The organism is Mesorhizobium monacense (assembly GCF_056781675.1).
On sequence record NZ_CM165567.1, the window covers coordinates 4,480,513 to 4,497,666 of the forward strand.

Annotated in this window: 14 protein-coding genes; 13 read left to right on the plus strand and 1 reads right to left on the minus strand. The window is 58.3% G+C overall.

Annotated features, from left to right (window positions below):
- Positions 1-38: 38 nt before the first annotated feature.
- Both AC1RUK_RS21645 and AC1RUK_RS21650 read left to right on the plus strand, forming a co-directional pair.
- Positions 39-338: an exopolysaccharide production repressor protein gene (locus tag AC1RUK_RS21645; protein ID WP_436173714.1), complete on the plus strand. Its 300-nt coding sequence runs from the start codon at positions 39-41 to the stop codon at positions 336-338.
- Between the two features lie 462 nt (positions 339-800).
- A complete protein-coding gene (locus AC1RUK_RS21650) occupies positions 801-2,675 on the plus strand; it encodes a Wzz/FepE/Etk N-terminal domain-containing protein (protein WP_481839024.1) in 1,875 nt (624 codons plus the stop codon).
- Between the two features lie 326 nt (positions 2,676-3,001).
- On the opposite strand, the gene AC1RUK_RS21655 is transcribed toward AC1RUK_RS21650, so the two are convergent.
- On the minus strand, positions 3,002-4,114 hold the full coding sequence (locus AC1RUK_RS21655; RefSeq protein WP_481839023.1) for a glycosyltransferase: 1,113 nt from the start codon (positions 4,112-4,114) through the stop codon (positions 3,002-3,004).
- Between the two features lie 651 nt (positions 4,115-4,765).
- Here AC1RUK_RS21655 and AC1RUK_RS21660 point away from each other — a divergent pair.
- From AC1RUK_RS21660 to AC1RUK_RS21710, 11 genes are all read left to right on the plus strand, one after another.
- On the plus strand, positions 4,766-6,001 hold the full coding sequence (locus AC1RUK_RS21660) for a polysaccharide biosynthesis/export family protein (protein WP_481839022.1): 1,236 nt from the start codon (positions 4,766-4,768) through the stop codon (positions 5,999-6,001).
- Between the two features lie 446 nt (positions 6,002-6,447).
- Entirely contained in the window at positions 6,448-7,638 is a 1,191-nt protein-coding gene (locus AC1RUK_RS21665; protein WP_481839021.1) for a glycosyltransferase family 2 protein, read from the plus strand.
- A 1-nt stretch (position 7,639) separates the two neighbouring features.
- Positions 7,640-8,611 carry an NAD-dependent epimerase/dehydratase family protein gene (locus AC1RUK_RS21670; RefSeq protein ID WP_481839020.1) on the plus strand — a complete coding sequence of 324 codons (972 nt, stop codon included), beginning with the start codon at positions 7,640-7,642 and terminating at the stop codon, positions 8,609-8,611.
- Between the two features lie 49 nt (positions 8,612-8,660).
- Positions 8,661-9,593, plus strand: a complete 933-nt coding sequence (locus tag AC1RUK_RS21675) for a glycosyltransferase (protein ID WP_481839019.1) — start codon at positions 8,661-8,663, stop codon at positions 9,591-9,593.
- On the plus strand, positions 9,590-10,582 hold the full coding sequence (locus AC1RUK_RS21680) for a glycosyltransferase family 2 protein (RefSeq protein ID WP_481839018.1): 993 nt from the start codon (positions 9,590-9,592) through the stop codon (positions 10,580-10,582). Before AC1RUK_RS21675 ends, AC1RUK_RS21680 begins: the two co-directional genes overlap by 4 nt.
- Positions 10,566-11,666, plus strand: a complete 1,101-nt coding sequence (locus AC1RUK_RS21685; protein WP_481839017.1) for a Gfo/Idh/MocA family protein — start codon at positions 10,566-10,568, stop codon at positions 11,664-11,666. The genes AC1RUK_RS21680 and AC1RUK_RS21685 overlap by 17 nt, the downstream gene beginning before the upstream one ends.
- Positions 11,663-12,760, plus strand: coding sequence for an NAD-dependent epimerase/dehydratase family protein (locus AC1RUK_RS21690; protein WP_481839016.1), 1,098 nt, complete (start codon positions 11,663-11,665; stop codon positions 12,758-12,760). Before AC1RUK_RS21685 ends, AC1RUK_RS21690 begins: the two co-directional genes overlap by 4 nt.
- Positions 12,757-14,319 (plus strand): glycosyltransferase, encoded by a 1,563-nt coding sequence (locus AC1RUK_RS21695; protein WP_481839015.1) that lies wholly within the window; start codon positions 12,757-12,759, stop codon positions 14,317-14,319. Before AC1RUK_RS21690 ends, AC1RUK_RS21695 begins: the two co-directional genes overlap by 4 nt.
- Positions 14,316-15,317, plus strand: a complete 1,002-nt coding sequence (locus AC1RUK_RS21700; protein ID WP_481839014.1) for a polysaccharide deacetylase family protein — start codon at positions 14,316-14,318, stop codon at positions 15,315-15,317. Before AC1RUK_RS21695 ends, AC1RUK_RS21700 begins: the two co-directional genes overlap by 4 nt.
- Positions 15,310-16,188, plus strand: coding sequence for a glycosyltransferase family 2 protein (locus tag AC1RUK_RS21705; protein WP_481839013.1), 879 nt, complete (start codon positions 15,310-15,312; stop codon positions 16,186-16,188). Before AC1RUK_RS21700 ends, AC1RUK_RS21705 begins: the two co-directional genes overlap by 8 nt.
- Positions 16,185-17,150 carry a glycosyltransferase family 2 protein gene (locus AC1RUK_RS21710; protein WP_481839434.1) on the plus strand — a complete coding sequence of 322 codons (966 nt, stop codon included), beginning with the start codon at positions 16,185-16,187 and terminating at the stop codon, positions 17,148-17,150. The genes AC1RUK_RS21705 and AC1RUK_RS21710 overlap by 4 nt, the downstream gene beginning before the upstream one ends.
- Positions 17,151-17,154 lie beyond the last annotated feature (4 nt).

The following is a 17,154-nucleotide window of genomic DNA, read 5'->3' on the forward strand; positions in this document are numbered from 1 at the left end:
AGGAGCGCGTCACGCGAGCGGCTGCGAGTGGGACGGCGATGTCCTTTTTGCTTTTTTTGCGCGGCCTTATCATAGTCCTGTTGGCATTCGCCATCAGTACATATTTGCTTACCGGCTCGCTCTGGAGCACGTTTGTCCAAACGGTAATTTGCGGGATCTTGATACAGATTGGGTACTTTGTTGCTGTCCTGCTGCTCGTGTGGCGCTCGGTCTCCAAAGAATCCGTGATTCAGAAGTCACACATCGCGCGCGATGAGCCCGAAAGGGAGCAACGGCCGCGCCACTTGGTGAATAAGACGGACCACTTTCCACCTAGAGGAGGACGATCAGCAGGATGACACCCCACACCACGATGCAAAATGTGACTGCAGCCTGTCTTATTCGAGCACTGGAGAGGCGTTCCGCGAGGCGCCAGATGCGCGCACACCTCTCACGGTGATCGTTATCGCGCGCCTGTGAAAGACGAGGCATTCCAATCGACATCCCTGTTTCCCGCAGGACAGGCTCAACCTGGGCCCGGAATCTCTTGCTCAGATGTTTTGCCATTTGGCAATACGACTCAATTTCTTCCTTGAATCGCACGACGTGCAGCGGAGCATGGGCCGCGTGAGATTTCGTTTTATTGCAATCAGAGGTTAGGAATTCGCGCCTTTGCCGAGGAGCGGGCTGATACCCGCCCCGAGCGGTCTGCCCCTGAGCCTCGCCGGCGCCGATACTGAATTTGCGGACATTTAGTCAGATAGTGTGGTAGGGTGTTTCTCCCATGCGCTGCCAGTCTCATCCCACGGGTTTGAAGGCTTATGCTCCGCGAAGTTGAAAATCGGCACCCGGATGCTGCCTTCATATTCGGCGATCCTCTGTCGGGAACGATTGATCTCGAAACACTCCTGGCGGCAGCGCGACGGCAGTTGAGGTTCGTACTTACATGCGCGCTCGCAGGCCTTGTGCTGGGGCTGGCGTACCTTGCCGCAGAGGTGCCCTTGTACGAGTCGACGGCCAGAATCCTGATCGACAAGAACCAGCCATCCGTCGTGACGAAGTTAACAGAGAGCGGAAGCTCCACACAGCTTGACCCGATGATGCTGAGTCAGGTCGAATTGTTGCGTTCCGACCGGATCGGGCTAAAGGTCGTTGACAGCCTCGGTCTTGCTACCGATCGCTCCTTCTTGTCAGCGCCGTATTCGTTGCTCAACAGTCTCAGAGGATCGGTCGCTTCGGTGGTGCGGTCACTCATTGGCAGTTCCGAAGATAGAGGAGCGCCGGCGAAACCGAGTGCGGCGCGGGGGCCTGATCGATGGCAGGCATTTGGCATTCTGGCTGAAAATTTAACGGTAGCTCGCGTAGGCGATTCTTATATTCTGCAAATCCAATTTCAGTCGCCTAACGCTGAAATGGCGCAAGAAATAGCCAGTAAGTATGCTGAAATCTATATCTCTGACCAAGTTGGAGCTAAAGACGAGTCGATCATCCGGGCTCGCAGTGCCCTGGCGGAAGAACTCGAGACGGTGCGGAAGCGATCGGTCGACGCCGAACTCGCGGTCCACAGGTTCCGAACAGACACCACGCTGACCAAGGAAACGCTGGTTACCTTGCGCCAGCTCGAACTTGAAGCGTCTTCCCTCAAGTCGCAATATGAACAGGTCCTGCAGCAGTACCAAGCGAGCCTGCAGAACCTTTCGATGGCGTTGACTGAGGCGCGGATTATCTCGGAAGCATCATACCCCGGCAGACCAAGTTCTCCGAACAGCATTGTTACGTTGGCGATCTGCGCCGTGCTCGGCGGCATGATTGGAGCCGGTGTGGGCGGAATTCGGGAGTACCGGGAGCGCTTTTTCCGCACGAGGGGTCAAGTGCGCGATGAACTCGGACTCGACACGCTGGGAATGATCCCGTTGCTGGACGGGAAGCCAATTCGCCGGAACAAGCATGACCGTGCGGCCGGAGATCGGTCATTTATAGAGGTGGGGAACAGCGCTTTTAATTGGGTAGAGCAGCATCCGCGCTCGGAATTCGCTGAAGCGATGCGTACGGTGAAAGTCGCTGTTGATGTCGAGTTACCGAGGAAGAGCACCAAGGCGATCGGCATCGTTTCGTGCCTCCCGGGAGAAGGGAAGTCGCTGGTCGCGGCTAATTTTGCGACGGTTCTTGCCATGCAGCGTTGTAGGACGCTGTTGATCGATGCCGACATCCACAATCCGGGCTTGTCCCCTATGTTAGCCAACGGCTGGGAACGAGGCCTGGCCAACTTGTTGGCTGGAGACTTCAATGCGAGAGATATGCTGGCCCATCAGTCATTGCCATTGAGGTTCCTGCCCGGCGTGAACCAGAGCCAACAAAAGCTCGCAAAGACCGTGCAACCTATCGAGAAAATGGGCGACTTTCTGCTCAAGGCGGGCGCTACGTTCAATTACGTCGTCGTTGATTTGCCCCCGTTGGCTCCAGTCGCGGACGTGAGGTCCTTCGTCCAGCACCTCGACGGCCTTGTTCTGGTTGTTGAATGGGGCGTGACCGCTCGTACATTCGTGCGCGAATGCCTCGACAACAATCCGATCCTTGCGGACAAATGTATCGGCGTTCTGCTCAACAAGGTCGATATCAAAAGAATCAAGCTGTATCAAAAGTTCGGCAGTGCCGAATTTTACAGTGAGCGTTATGGTCAGTATTACCAGACTTAGTTGTTGAGCAAGCTTGACGACTAATGATGTTCGTCCGGACCTATCCGTGCGAGACACAGGAAACGGTGTTCGACGCGCAAGACCGGCGTTCCCCTTCTAAATTTAGGCGGAGTCTGCGCGCATCCTCTACGACAACAAGAAGACGGTGGTGGAGACGATGTTGGTCGGCAAGGACGGGCAATACAATCGTTGCTTCCTTCAGCCGGTGGCCTGCGCGCTGGCATCGGCTGGGAGAAGGACCAGAACCATGTCGGACAGGTGAGATGCGGAGCCGTCAGAATTCACGTTCGGCCCAGCTATCTTGGTCGCCAGTCCTTTGCCGGTCCTTACATTCCGCCACCCAACACCGCCGTAGCGCGGACACGCAAAGCACCCTGCGAATAGGCCTGCAGCATATTCTGTCGTGCCTGCATTCCGATCCTCTTGCGGAGCGTTTTATCGCCCACGAACACCAGTGCTTGCGTCAGCGCCATCTCCGCCGAGGGAACGGCAAGCTTCAGCATATTCTCTCCATCCTTGCCGTAATCCCGGATACCGCCGACGTCGGTCGCGACCACCGGAAGGCCGGCAAGCATCGCCTCGGCGACGACGATGCAGAACCCTTCCGTATCGGACAGGTTGATGAACACGTCATGATCACAGGCTAGCTCGAACCAGCGCGCGACATAGCCATGGAAATGCACGCGATCTCCAATGCCGAGCTCATCCGCCTTGCGCGAAAGCGCCTGCCGTTCCGGCCCGTCGCCGTAAAGATCGAGGCTTGCAGAAACGCTGCGGTCCTGGAGCATTCGGATGGCCTCGATCAGGCGGTCAAAGTTCTTCAAAGGGATAAGCCGCCCGGCAGCAGCAAGGCGCAAGGGTGTGTGAAGCGCGTAATCGCGCTTGTGGCTGGAAGCCTCATCGGAGCAAAATAGAGGCACGACATGCGACCGGCGCCTGCGCGGTAGGAAGTATGCTTGCGTCTCCTGCAGCGTACTTTCGCAATCGGCCCAGATTTCGTCGACGCGCCAGGATAGCGCCTTGAGCACAGGGCCATAAACGCCTGCGGCGCGCCGGGAGCGGTAGCGGTAGCGGGCGGTGTGTTCGAATGAAACGCAGCGCAGCCGTGGAGCAAACATCGCAGCAAGCCGTCCCAGGAGATTGGCCTGTTTGAGCGACAACGCAACCATATCCGGCCGCCACTCCCAGATGAGGCGCAATACTACAAAGAACGACCCTACGAAGTTGCGCAAGGAAGTCTCTTCACTCTGCGAAGTCAGGATAAAATTGTGCTCTCCGATCTGTGCCGCGATTTCATCGGCAAGAGCCCCACCTCGACCACGGCAACAGGCGAGTATCTTCAGCTGGTGGCCGCTGAAAAATCCTGCTCGCAACAAGGTAAGCAGCCCGTGCTCGGCGCCACCGGGATCAAATCCGTAGATGAAATAAAGAATTCGCATGTGATAATGAAGCGCTCCGGTTATATTGCACCTCGTATCTACTATCGCAAGTAACTGTCCGGTCTTGTGTGAACTCTACGCCGCTTCTGGTGAGGGCCCGGCGGTGCGGGTTGGGAGATTTCTCAGCCCCGCCGCCTGGCCGGTTTCTGACCTTTCAGACGCGATCGTATGGCTTTGTTTATCTCCCCTGCCTGCCAAATGAATATTGGTGCGCGACGCAGGCCGAAAACAATCAACTCGAAGGCCTGCGTCGCCAGCCGCCGCCCAGCTCCATGATTCTGCCTGACCGGGGATAGGTGTCCGTCTCACCTGCCCCTAGACGCCTGAACTTCAACGATAGGCCTGCGGGAACGACGCTAGCTATTCGGTCCGTCACGCTGATCCCGTCCAACTCCTCCACCTGGGCGACTTTTGTACCGAGCTTTGCCTGGGATTAAGTGAGGGCATATCGCACAGACGCGCTGTGACCGAGGGCACAGTGAACTCGATATTTTCGTGACAGGTTGGAGCAGCTGATATCCTGCTCGATCCGTAACTGCTCAATCCATTGAATGGGTTGCGACAAGGGGCTGAATTGCGTGAGCACAAATGTCGAATAGATCGGCGCGGTGGTGGGCAGGCAGCTGCGCCGCGCCCGCGTGTATATTTTTGTTGTTCGCATACGCGAATCTGTCGAATGGCTCTGCCCTGGCTGAGGAGCACAATGTCGACGAGTACCGTCTGCAGACTGGCGACGTGATCGGCTTCGCTGTCATAGGCTATCCCGAGATGCAAAAGCGAGCTGTTATCGATCAGAGCGGTATAATTGTGTTGCCGGTCTTAGGCCCCCTAAACGTTCTCCAGAAGACAATAGAGGATGTTCGCAAAGAGGTAATCGAGGCTCTAAAACCGAAGTCCCTTCCGCAACGATCTGCTGATGGCACTGAGAATTGGACAAGTTTCTATCCAGATCAGATTATTGTTGATATTGAAGAATACCGACCCATCTATATCGACGGGGACATTGCCACTCCTGGGACTCAGCCCTTCAGACCAGGGATGACTGTGCGACAAGCTGTGGCGGCTGGCGGCGGCTATAAGCTCGGTCGCGGTGAGGTTGCAAACCCTGATCTGACTGTGGCGGACCTTGGCGGCCGCCTTGACGTTCTGCGCATCCAGTATCAGGAAAGCGAAATCAAAGTTGCTCGGATAAAGGCGCAGCTGAGCGGCGCCAAGGCGATTGAGGTTGCGGACGCACAACATGACCCGAGCCTCGAACCTCGTCGCGACGAAGCTTTGCAACAGGAGCAGAAGCATCTTGAAGCTCTCTATGCGGATCAGGAGAAGGAGCGCGCTTCAATCAAGTTGGCCACGACCAAAGCTGCCGAACGGATGGGCTATCTGAAGGAGCAGCAGAAGGCGGATCAAGCGGGCGCGGCAGCGGATGCGGCGGAACTTGTTCGCCTCAAGAAGCTCTTCGAAAAAGGTCTGATCCAGATCACCAGAGTCAACGATGCTCAACGCGCAGTGTTCTTGTCAGCGACCCGCGCTTTGCAAACCAACGCTGAGATCTCTCGACTTGAACGCGACCAAGGTGATTTGCAGCGAAACCTCGAGAAGCTTGCCGATCAAAGTCGAATTGACCTGCTGGCTACCTTGCAGACCGAAAGCGCGGCGATGACGCAAATGCGCGCCGAGATGGATTCGTTGGCCAAACAAATCGCCTATGTGAGGCAGTTGCGCAGCGACCTTGTGGCCGAGGGGAGCCGGCGGGTTACGATAGGTGTAACCCGTTCCAATGACGGACAGACAGAGACGACCGGGGCGACTGAAGATACCCTGCTCGCTCCGGGTGACACCATCACAGTTACGCTGCAGGACCCAACAGGAGCGGCGGTCGCGAACTAGCCAGCCAATATTTGTATTGGAGAGGCGCAGAGGTGTCCTATCGAGATGTGATCCGGGCCAAGAGAGTTCTGATGGCCGCTCAGGGTCTGGGCAACGACGTGATTGCCGCGTGCCTGGATACGCTATATCGCCCGGTTTCAGCTCCTTGGCACGAATAGTAGTTTCAGCTAATATGTCCAGTGAACGACCCATCCCAGCAACTCTGTGCCTAGCGTTGCGGCGGATAGCAGCAGACGAAGAACGCTGAAAACCAAAGACATTCAGCGATTTTTGCGAACGCCTGCATACCAGCGGAGAAGGGTTTAGATGACACTCTGTCCGTCAAACTCTCGTCAGGTCTTTGCGAACTCTGGGCTGCTTGATTGTCTTATTGATGAATTGTCCAAAAATCATTTCTGGCCAATCTGGGGGCGATCGCAGTGCTCTTCGTTCGGGCGTGACTAGGGATGGCGGAGTTGGCGGGCAATTCACAACATTCTACCCACGCGCTCGTGGCGGTTATCATCCCTGCCTACAACGCGGAACCATTCATCGAGCGTACCTTGGCGTCCGTGCTCGCCCAAACGCATAGGAATATCGAAATAATAGTCGTTGACGATGGTTCGACCGACGGAACAGCATCGATCGTTAGACGACTGTCTGATGGCGACGGGCGCATCAAGTTGCTCCAACAGAAGAATGGTGGCGTCGCGTCGGCGCGCAATGCGGGGATGCGGGCAAGCAAAGGCACGTTTATAGCGCCCGTAGACGCCGATGACCTCTGGCACCCGACCAAGCTCGACAAGCAACTGCGAGTTCTCGCTGCGGCTGGCAATGATCTAGGGCTTGTCTATACACTTTACCGGACGATTGATGCCGATGATATGGTGATCACGACGCCGAAGCGGACGCACCCAAATGGATGGGTGTTCATGCAGCATCTCGGACAAAATTTCATCGGCAACGGCAGTTCGGCGATGTTTCGGCGCGATGTTCTCTTCGAAATGGGTGGCTACTCCTCGCGACTGCGCGAGAGCGGTGCAGAGGGTTGCGAGGACTTCTTCATCCAACAGAGCATTGCCTCGAAATACCGTTTCGGCGTCGTTGAGGAACATCTTGTCGGATATCGCCGAACGCCAGGGAATATGTCGGCAGATTTCGTGCGAATGCTCATCTCGCGTCGGTTGGTGCTCGAGAGCGTACTTGCCCGCTGCACGGAGGCGGTGAAGCCTGTCCTGCTGGATGCGATCTTCCTCACCGATGTCGAGATTGCCAAGCTTGGGCTAATGACGCACCGATTTGCTGCGGTCGCCAGGCACTGCGCCAAAATGCTCTGGCGATCACCTGTGCAGTTCGCGAAACTCGTTGCAGCATTCGCGGCCATCTTCTTGCGCAACGTGAAGCGAGCGCTTCCCCAACCGGAAAGCCAGGACCGCGGCTCGGAGATCGGAGGAAATTTTTGGAGCTACTCTATTCATGATTTTGCGGATTCCGCCGGGAATGCCAACTACCGCGTGGGGCTCAGCAATCTTGCGGTAATGGACGAGAAGCTTGGACCAAGCGGAGCCTATTTGACCCGGCCTCCTGAACAAGGGACGCTTGCAATGCCCAACGAGAACACGAATTCCGACAGCCTACTCCGTCCCCTCGAGACATGAGATGAAGAAGCTGTTGCTGGCTGGAGGAGCAGGATTCATCGGGTCGCACCTGGTCGACCGGCTGCTCAAAAGAAACGATTTGGACATGCTGGTTGTGGTCGACAGCCTATGGACCGGCAGGGCTGAAAACATTGATCATATCCGAGATCAACGCCTGGTGCTGGTCCGCTCCGAGGTGGAGCATTTCAAATCCGATTTCCAATTCGACGAGATCTTTCATCTTGCGTCGCCCGCGTCGCCGCCAGTCTATATGCGGGAGCCCGAGCGGACCGTCTCAGCAAATCTGATTGGCGCCATGCGGCTCTTGAAGCTGCTCAAAAAGGGTGGGCGGATCTGCTTTGCGTCGTCCTCGGAGGTTTATGGAAACCCGTTGGTCAACCCGCTGCCCGAGACGTATCGGGGGGCAGTGGACTGTACGGGCCCGCGCTCTTCCTACGACGAAGGCAAGCGCTGCACCGAGGCGCTCCTCTTCGAGAGCAACCGGGTTCGTGGCGTCGATGTGCGGGTTGCCAGGATCTTTAACGTCTACGGTCCGCGCACCCGAGCCGATGATGGACGGGCTGTTTCCAACTTTATCGCCAATGCGTTGTCCGGCAAGCCGATCGTCGTTCATGGTGATGGTCTCCAAACCCGCAGCTGGGGTTATGTCGACGATATTGTCGATGGGCTCGAACGGCTGTTCTGGCTGGAGAACTTCAATCATGTGGGAGCAGTCAACGTAGGAAACGACCGGGAAATCTCGGTGCTTGAGATCGCGCAATATGTTGCGGGCCTCATTCCCGGAACGACAATTGTTCATGATGAGCCGACGCCGCAGGATCCGACCAACCGGCGTCCTGACCTGACCCTGTGCCGAAGAATCCTGCCGGGGTGGTCGTGCAAGGTGCCCTATGAAGAGGGTCTCGTGCGCACCCTACGCTGGTTTGAGGGCAATGGTGAAATTGCGGAAATGAGGGCAGCCCATGCGATCTAGAGCCGGCATGATCTGAGATAGGCGGTCGGCATGTATTGCGGAGCGGAAGGTGAATGAATCAACGGTTCGCGTGACCGTCCTTATTGTCACTTACAATCACGCACGCTACGTGGCGGCCGCAATCGACAGCGCTCTCATGCAAGAGGCCGATTTCGGTGTCGAGATATTGATCAGTGAAGACTTTTCGACCGACGGTACCCGGGAGATTGTCGAGCGATATGTTTCCAACCATCCTGAAAGGCTGTCGGCGATCTATTCCGGCAGTAATGTGAGATCGAACGAAGTCGTCGCGCGAGGACTCCGGGTGGCGCGTGGGCGCTACGTCTCGATCCTCGATGGCGACGACCTGTGGACATCCAGGACCAAGCTGAAAGATCAGGCGGCCCATCTCGACGCGCACCTGGAACTCTCCGCAATATTCTACAATGCAGTCGTGGCGGATGGCGATGAGGTCACATCGACGCGGTGGACGCGGGCGGACCAGAAGCCCATCGTGACGCAAAGGGATATCTGGGAAGGCAACCCGTTCGCAACTTGCGCAGGCATGATGCGAACCGCGTGCGTTCAAAACCTGCCGTCGTGGTATGCTGATTTCTTTCCGATCACTGACTGGCCGCTGTATGTGCTTTGCGCAAGGACAGCAGATCTCGCCTTCGTCGACGAGGTAGCAGGTGTCTACCGTCTGCATCCGGGCGGACTCATATCGGCACTGCCAAACCGACCCAAGCTGGATGCGATCGAAGCATTCTACCGGCGCATGGCGCAGGTTCTGGACACTCGAGGGGCAAATTCTGCGCGTTGCGGCTGCTCCCGCTACTTCTATGAATGGTCAATGCGGTATCTGGTAGAAGGCGATTTGCCATCTGCCAGATTGTGCTTCCTGCGGAGCCTTCGCGGCGGTGGTGTCGGACATGATGTGCCTAAACGCGACATTGCCAGGTTGGGGCTGCACCTGCTGAAGTCCTCGGTGCTCCCGAGATGACGACGGTCCGCGACTTCGAGTATCGCGATCCGATCTCGCCGTTGCCACGGGAGGCTATTCGCCCGAAATGGTCGGTGATGATCCCCGCCTATAACTGCGCCCGCTTTCTTGCCGCAACGCTGGAAAGCGTGCTGGCGCAGGACCCCGGCCCGGCTCAGATGCAAATCGAGGTGGTTGACGACTGTTCCTCCGATGATCCGCAAAGAGTCCTGAATGAAATCGGCAGGAACCGCGTTGGCTTTTTTCACCAGCCGCAGAATCTAGGGCATATCGGCAACTTCCATACCTGCCTGGATCGTGCCCAGGGCGAACTCGTACATCTCCTGCACGGCGACGACGCCGTCCGCCCCGGCTTCTACGAATTGCTCGGACGAGGCTTCGATGCGGACCCGAGTACGGGCGCGGCATTCTGCCGGGCGATCTTCATGGATGCCCACGGACAGGAGCTGTCGATCCCGCCTGCAATGCAGTCAAGCCCCGGACGGCTCGAGAATGCGGCGGTTCGACTGGCGCTGGAACAGCACATCATGACGCCATCAATCGTGGTGCGGCGCGCGGTCTACGAAGAACTCGGCGCGTTCGACCGGCGGCTGAAATGCAGTGAAGACTGGGAGATGTGGGTCCGCGTCGCTTCTCGGTTTCCTGTCTGGTACGAACCGCAGGCCCTTGCACTTTATCGGATGCACCCCCAATCGAACACAGGGCGCCATATCCGAAATGCCGAGGACATGGCCTACACGCGAATGGCGATCGATATTTTCAAGAGCTATCTTCCAACCGAGCTTGCGGACGATGTCGCCGCGTCGGCCCGGCGGACCTATGCGCTAAGCGCTCTCGAAACCGCGCGGCGACTGTTTAGCGCCGGCGATTGGGCTGGATGCCTGGCGCAGATGAGCGAAGCGTTCCGCTTCGATCCCTCACTCAAGACAATTGGGCGTATGCTGCGGCTCGTTGCAAGACAGGGAGGCAGGATTGTCCATCCTGGTTGAAACCGAGCAGCGCCCTGCAGGACTCCGGCAAGATGAACCGGTCCGGCTCGTTTTGGCCGGATGTGGCGCCGTCACAAAACTCTACTATGCGGAAGCGCTTTCACGCCTTCAAAGCAGAGGCCAAGTTGCAGTCGCGGGGATATTCGATCCGGAAGCCAAGCAGGCCGCACTCGTTCAGGCGCGACTGCCCTCAGCCAAGGTTGCGGCCAGTTTTGAGGGCCTTTTGGCTATGGACGCCGATATTGCGATCATTGCTTCGCCACCTCGATATCACGCCGATCAGTCGATACGGGCGTTGGAAGCCGGGATGCATGTTCTGTGCGAAAAGCCGATGGCCACGAGCAGCTCCGAGGCGGATCGTACCCTTGCGGCAGCGGCAGTCAACAATCTTCATGTGGCAACAGGGCTCGTCAGAAGGCAGTTCCCTGCGACGCGGTCGATAAAGGCCATGCTGGAAAGCGGAATGATCGGACCGCTACGAAGCGTCAGTTGTTTTGAGGGCGGCTCCTTCCAGTGGCCCGTGGCTTCGATGAGCTATTTCAGCTTCACGGAGTCCGGGGGTGGCGTGCTTCAGGATATCGGCACGCATTGCCTTGACCTCCTGACCTGGTGGTTTGGAGAACCCGATGAAATCCACTACGCCGATGATGCAATGGGCGGCGTCGAGGCAAACTGCCTTGTCCGGCTGCGTTTTGGCGGCTTCGACGCGACGGTCAGGTTGAGCCGGGATTGGGCTCGCCCGAATCTGTACCGCCTTGAGGGCGAACGTGGCTCGATTTCCTGGACAGTCAATGAGACCGAGACTGTGGAGGTCGCCTTGAATGGAAGTCGCACGACAGGCTGCGTTTCCTTCACCAATGCCGACGGCCGGTCGCGCGATTTTGTCGATGCGTTTTGCGATCAGATTTCGGGCTTGGTGGATGCGGTCCGGAACGGGGCCCCCCTTTCCGTGCCGGCCAGCGCTGGGCGCAATGTGCTCGATCTGGTCGAAGGATGCTATGCCAGACGGAAACTGATGGACATGCCCTGGCTAGGCCCGGAAGAATTGCTCCATATCGCCGCTTGCGCCGGGACCAGACAATGACCGGCACTGTTGCAGTGCTTGGCGCCAATGGCTTCATAGGTTGCCGCACCGTGGAGTTGCTGCACCTTTCCGGCTGGGCGAATGTGAGGCCGATCGTTCGCAGGCCGGATGCTTTGGCCAGTCTGTCTCGCTTTGCGATTGACGCAATGCTGGCGGATGCGCGTGATCTTCGGGCTCTTACCGCGGCCTTTGCAGGCTGTCAGTACGTCGTACATGCAGTTGCCGGTGATACCCGCACGATCGTCGATGCTATCGAACCCGTCTATCGTGCAGCCGCCGCTGCCGGCGTGCTTCGTCTGATCTATCTCAGCAGCGCTTCCGTTCATGGCCAATCGCCCCCGCCCGGGACGGACGAAACGAGCGCGCTGCATGACGATCAAACGATCGAGTACAACAATGCGAAGGTTCATGCCGAACGCCGACTCGGCCAACTGTCACGCGATGGCGCGGTGCAGATCGTGGTGCTGCGGCCTGGAATTGTCTTTGGCCCACGCTCCAGTTGGACCGGTGGGTTTGCCGACGAGCTCATCGACGGTTCCGCCTATCTGGTGGATGGCGGTCGTGGCATCTGCAACAGCGCCTATGTCGACAATGTCATTCACGCGATCAAGCTTGCCATCGAAGTGCCCGAGGCGTCTGGGCGAACCTATCTGATCGGAGACCGGGAAGAGATCAGTTGGGCAGATCTTTGCCGACCGATCGCCGAGGCACTGGGGTTCGACCTGGCCGCGATTTCGATTTCAGCGCCTTTGTCATTTGCTCCGAGCTGGAAACAAAGGCTGAAGGAAGGCGAAGGATATCGGCGGCTTGTCCGAAGCCTGCCAAGGCCTGTTCGCAGCGGACTGAAGGCAGGCTATGCCGAGTGGCGGAAGGCAGGACGCAATGCGACCGGTGCGACCATGGCCCCAACGGTCATGGTATCGGAAGAGCGCGCGCTTTTGCACCAGTGCCAGACGAAACTTCCATGGCACAAGGCCGAGCATGAGCTCGGATACCAACCTTCTGTCAGCTTCGAGGAAGCATGCCGGCGATCGGTCGGCTGGTTGACTTTTGCGGGCTACCCGACCTGCCGAAACGGGGCGGGTGAGAGATGACCGCCGGCCCCGCTGCATCCAGCGTTTCGGTTGTCATCACGACCTATAATCATGCGCGGTTCCTTGCCGAAGCGATCGACAGTGTCCGCAACCAGACCGTAAAGCCCGATGAGATCATCATTGTGGACGATGGGTCGTCGGACAATCCCGAAAGTGTTGTTCGTCGATATGACGACGTCCACTACATCCGCCAAAAAAACCAGGGTCTGGCCGCTGCGCGCAACACCGGGATGACGGCAGCGCGCGGCGAATTCATTGCCTTCCTGGATGCCGACGACAGGCTGCGCCCGGTGGCGCTCGCCACCAATCTTGCCTTGTTTCACCACAATCCCGATTGCGCGTTGGTCTACGGTGCCTACCGCGACATCGACGAGGCCGGTGCAGTCAGGAATACTGTGCCACTGAGGTCGGCGGGCGAGGACCCGTATGCGGGGTTCCTGACCGGCAACCTGATTGGAATGCATGCGGCGGTGCTCTATCGCCGCAGGACATTGGAAGCCGCCGGCGGATTTGACCGGTCACTGCGGGCTTGCGAGGACTACGACGTCTACCTTCGCCTATCACGGGCGAACAAGGTAGCCTGCTCTCCGGAATGCCTTGCAGATTACCGTCGGCACGCAAGCAATATGTCAAAGGGCAATCCGATGATGTTGCGCGCGGCGCTGAAAGTCCTTCGCCGGCAGCGGAACATCGCACAGACCAATCCTGATTGGGCGGCCGCCCACCGTCAGGGCATCGAAGAATGGAAGCTCTATTATGCGGACATGCAACTGGCACAGCTTGGTACAGCGCTGCGATCCCGTTCTTCGCTCGCCAGTCAACTCAGCAGCACGATCGCCGTTTCGCTTGCAGCGCCGATGCAGACCGCCGTGATGCTGCGGCGCCGCTTCAGGCGCCGTTCAAGTCGGCACCGCTCGAGCGCCTGGTTCGGTGACCTCGAGCGTACCGCACCCTTCAGCACGGAGTTCGGTTTTGATCGCGGCAAGCCGGTGGACCGCCGCTATGTCGAGACCTTCCTCGCGTCCTGTTCGTTGAACATATCCGGAAGGGTCCTGGAGATTGGCGACAACGCCTATACGATGCGTTTCGGAGGCAGTCGAGTTACCACAAGCGATGTTCTGAACCGCTATGACGGCCACCCGTTGACAACCTTCGTGGGTGACCTGGCGAAGAGTGAGGATCTGCCCTCCGAGACCTTCGATTGTATCGTGCTCACCCAGACCCTGCACCTTGTTTTCGATCTACCCGCTGCGGTCGCAACCCTGTGGCGGATCCTGAAGCCGGGAGGCGTGCTTCTGATTACAGTGCCTTGGGTGAGCCCGATTGACAGGGGAGAATGGGGCGGGAGCTGGTACTGGTCGATTACTCCGGGTGCCCTGAGGCGACTTCTGTCGGACAGGTTTGGGACGAAGAACGTCGAAGTCAGTCACTATGGAAGCGCGTATTCTGCTACCGGCTTCCTCTACGGCCTGGCAGAGCATGAGCTGAATTCGGCATTGCTTGATGTGAATGACCCCTGCTGTCCAGTAATAGTCGCGGCACGGGCTTTCAGGCGATGAGCGACGCCGTGACTGCGCGTCAAACTGTCAGCAAACTCCTGCGACGCGGGCGCCAGCTTGCCGGCTTCAATCGACCTATCGTGCTGATGTATCACCGCGTCGGAGCACCGCTCATCGATCCTTGGGAACTCACGGTTTCGCCGCAAAATTTCGCCCGCCAGATCGAAGTCTTGACGAAAGCGCGTGACATTGTTCCCCTGCAATGGCTGGCGCAAAGGCTTCGCGAGGGACGGCTACCGAGAAATGCGGTGGCAATCACCTTTGACGACGGCTACGCGGATGTCCTCCAAAACGCCGTGCCGACCATGCGGCGTATGAACTGTCCTGCGACTGTCTTCGTCACCACCCATGCGATCACCGATCCGTCGGTGTTCTGGTGGGATATTCTATCCCGCATCATTTTGGAAATGCCAGCTCTCCCCAATGCTCTGGAGATCGAGATCGCTGGCCGAAACTACGACTGGCGCGTGAGGGAGGACGCGATGCAGGCGGACACCAATAACGCGATCAACCGCACGAAGCTCCATTTCGACTTGCATGCACTGCTGAAGCCGTTGAGAGCACCCGAACGCGAGAAGGCGCTGGAGCGGCTGGCAAGATGGGCAGGAACCGACGCCAGTCCCCGGGGGCGCGATCGCGCCATGACGCATTCGGAGCTTCGGCAGCTCGCCGACATCGATGGCGTTTCGATCGGCGCCCACACCTGTACGCACCCATCTTTGCCGCTGCTGAAACGGGACGATCTTAAACGCGAGATCTCAGGCAGCCGCCAAAAATGCGAGGAGATTACAGGACGGCGGGTGGTGGGATTCGCATACCCGTTTGGAGATTTCGATGGCAGCACCGCCAATGCCGTGAAGTCTGCCGGCATGTACTATGCGGTAACCACCCTGCCGCGTGAAGCGGGGCCTCGCGTCGACCCTTTCCGATTGCCGCGTGTTGCGGTCGGCGATTGGGGTGAAGCTGACTTTCGGCGCATGGTGCTATGCCATGGCTGACAATTCAGCCGGACAGCCGCGTGTGACGGCAATCATCGTCGTGTTCAACGGTGAGAGGTATCTTAGAGAAGCTGTTGACAGCATTGTAGGTCAAAGCTTCGTCGACTGGGAACTCCTGGTTGTCGACGATGGCTCGACTGACCAGTCGTCCGCCATCATACGCGGCTATGAGCAGCGCCTGCCCGGCAAGGTTCGGCTATTGTCTCATCACGACAACCGCAATCATGGTATCAGTGCCTCGCGCAACCGTGGGCTGGCGGAGGCGCGCGGCGCCTATGTCGCGTTTCTCGACGCAGACGATACATGGCTGCCCGAAAAGCTTTCCGAACAAGTCTCCATCATGGAAAGCGATCCGGCGCTAGGCATGATCTATGGCCGCACTCTGATCTGGCATAGCTGGGACGAGGCTGCTGATCGTGCAGACTTCCACTACCCGCTCGGCGTCGAACCAGACGCCCGTTATGAGCCACCCATGCTGCTGGAGCTGCTGCTGCAGAACGAGGTCCAGACGCCGACAACTTGCAATGCCCTGATGCGTTCAAGCTTGTTTGCAACGCTTGGGGGATTCGAGAACAGCTTTCGCCTGATGTTCGAGGATCAGACATTCTTTGCCAAGGCGCTCGCCTTCGCGCCCGTCTACGTATCCGGCCGCATCTGGGCAAAATACCGCCAGCACGCTGAAAGCTGCTCTGTTGCCTCCGCCAGGGCAGGCGCTGACGAGGCCGCGCGCATCGCGTTTCTCAAGTGGCTGAATGGCGTGATGGCGGATCAGGGCGCCTCTTTGCGCATTCGTTCCGCAATCTGGAAAGTGCTCGCGCGCGAAACCTGGAATGCGAACAAGCGAAGTATCAAGAGACGGCTTCAACGATGACTTCCCTGCCGCAGGTGACGATCATAACACCGTTCCTCAATGCGGAGGCAACTCTGGGCGAAGCGATCGCCAGCGTCCGAGCCCAGACGGTTACGGATTGGGAGCTCTTGCTGGTCGACGATGGCTCGACGGATGACAGTGTCGAGATCGCCACTGATGTTGCGGCAACCGATCCCCGAATTAAGGTGCTGCGCAGGCCTCCCGGATCCAAGCGTGGCGCCGCGGCAGCGAGAAACGCCGGAATAGAGGCCGGCAGCGGCGATTTGCTTGCCTTCCTCGATGCAGACGATCTGTACGAACCGCATATGCTCGAGACGGTCCTGGCGGCAGCCGTTGCCAACCCAGATGCCGCAATGATCTTCGGGCCAACCAGATGGTGGTATCCTGATAGCGCGCGCCCCGACTGGATCGAACCGACAGACGGACTTGCCAGACGTTTGCATCAGCCTCCCCGCCTTCTGAGGCGGCTTCTGCTGATGCAGGACGGCCACGTTCCGTGCACTTGCTCCGTGCTCTTGCGCAGAAGGGCGATTGCCACGGTTGGCGGCTTCGAGGAGCGCTTCGAGCTCTATGAAGACCAGACTCTGTGGGCGAAGCTATTCCTGCGCTTTCCCGTCTTTGTCACTCCTGTAACGCTCGCACGCTACCGCCAGCATCCCGGTTCGGCATCGGCGTCGGCCACAGAGCGAGGGCTCTACGACCACATGGGGAAACACCCTGCCCGCGCACCCTTTCTCGACTGGCTCGCCGAATACGTTGTCAAAAGCGGGCTAAAGGATCCGAAGCTCGATCGCGCAATTCGCCTCGCGCGATCGCCTTACACCAGCGAGCCGACCGTTCGAAACAAGGCCGATCGGCTGTCATTGAAAGCCGCAATGCAGCTCGCGCGGCTTCGTCATCGCTTTGCGCGAAGACTTGCTCGCCTTTACAGGTTGATGACCGGGAGCGTCAGCAGATCGTGACCAT

Bases quoted from the DNA above. Each gene is read 5' to 3' on its own strand.
- AC1RUK_RS21645 (WP_436173714.1), top strand. From the start codon at position 39: ATGTCCTTTTTGCTTTTTTTGCGCGGCCTTATCATAGTCCTGTTGGCA.
- AC1RUK_RS21650 (WP_481839024.1), top strand. From the start codon at position 801: ATGCTCCGCGAAGTTGAAAATCGGCACCCGGATGCTGCCTTCATATTC.
- AC1RUK_RS21655 (WP_481839023.1), bottom strand. From the start codon at position 4,114: ATGCGAATTCTTTATTTCATCTACGGATTTGATCCCGGTGGCGCCGAG.
- AC1RUK_RS21665 (WP_481839021.1), top strand. From the start codon at position 6,448: ATGGCGGAGTTGGCGGGCAATTCACAACATTCTACCCACGCGCTCGTG.
- AC1RUK_RS21670 (WP_481839020.1), top strand. From the start codon at position 7,640: ATGAAGAAGCTGTTGCTGGCTGGAGGAGCAGGATTCATCGGGTCGCAC.
- AC1RUK_RS21680 (WP_481839018.1), top strand. From the start codon at position 9,590: ATGACGACGGTCCGCGACTTCGAGTATCGCGATCCGATCTCGCCGTTG.
- AC1RUK_RS21690 (WP_481839016.1), top strand. From the start codon at position 11,663: ATGACCGGCACTGTTGCAGTGCTTGGCGCCAATGGCTTCATAGGTTGC.
- AC1RUK_RS21695 (WP_481839015.1), top strand. From the start codon at position 12,757: ATGACCGCCGGCCCCGCTGCATCCAGCGTTTCGGTTGTCATCACGACC.
- AC1RUK_RS21700 (WP_481839014.1), top strand. From the start codon at position 14,316: ATGAGCGACGCCGTGACTGCGCGTCAAACTGTCAGCAAACTCCTGCGA.
- AC1RUK_RS21705 (WP_481839013.1), top strand. From the start codon at position 15,310: ATGGCTGACAATTCAGCCGGACAGCCGCGTGTGACGGCAATCATCGTC.
- AC1RUK_RS21710 (WP_481839434.1), top strand. From the start codon at position 16,185: ATGACTTCCCTGCCGCAGGTGACGATCATAACACCGTTCCTCAATGCG.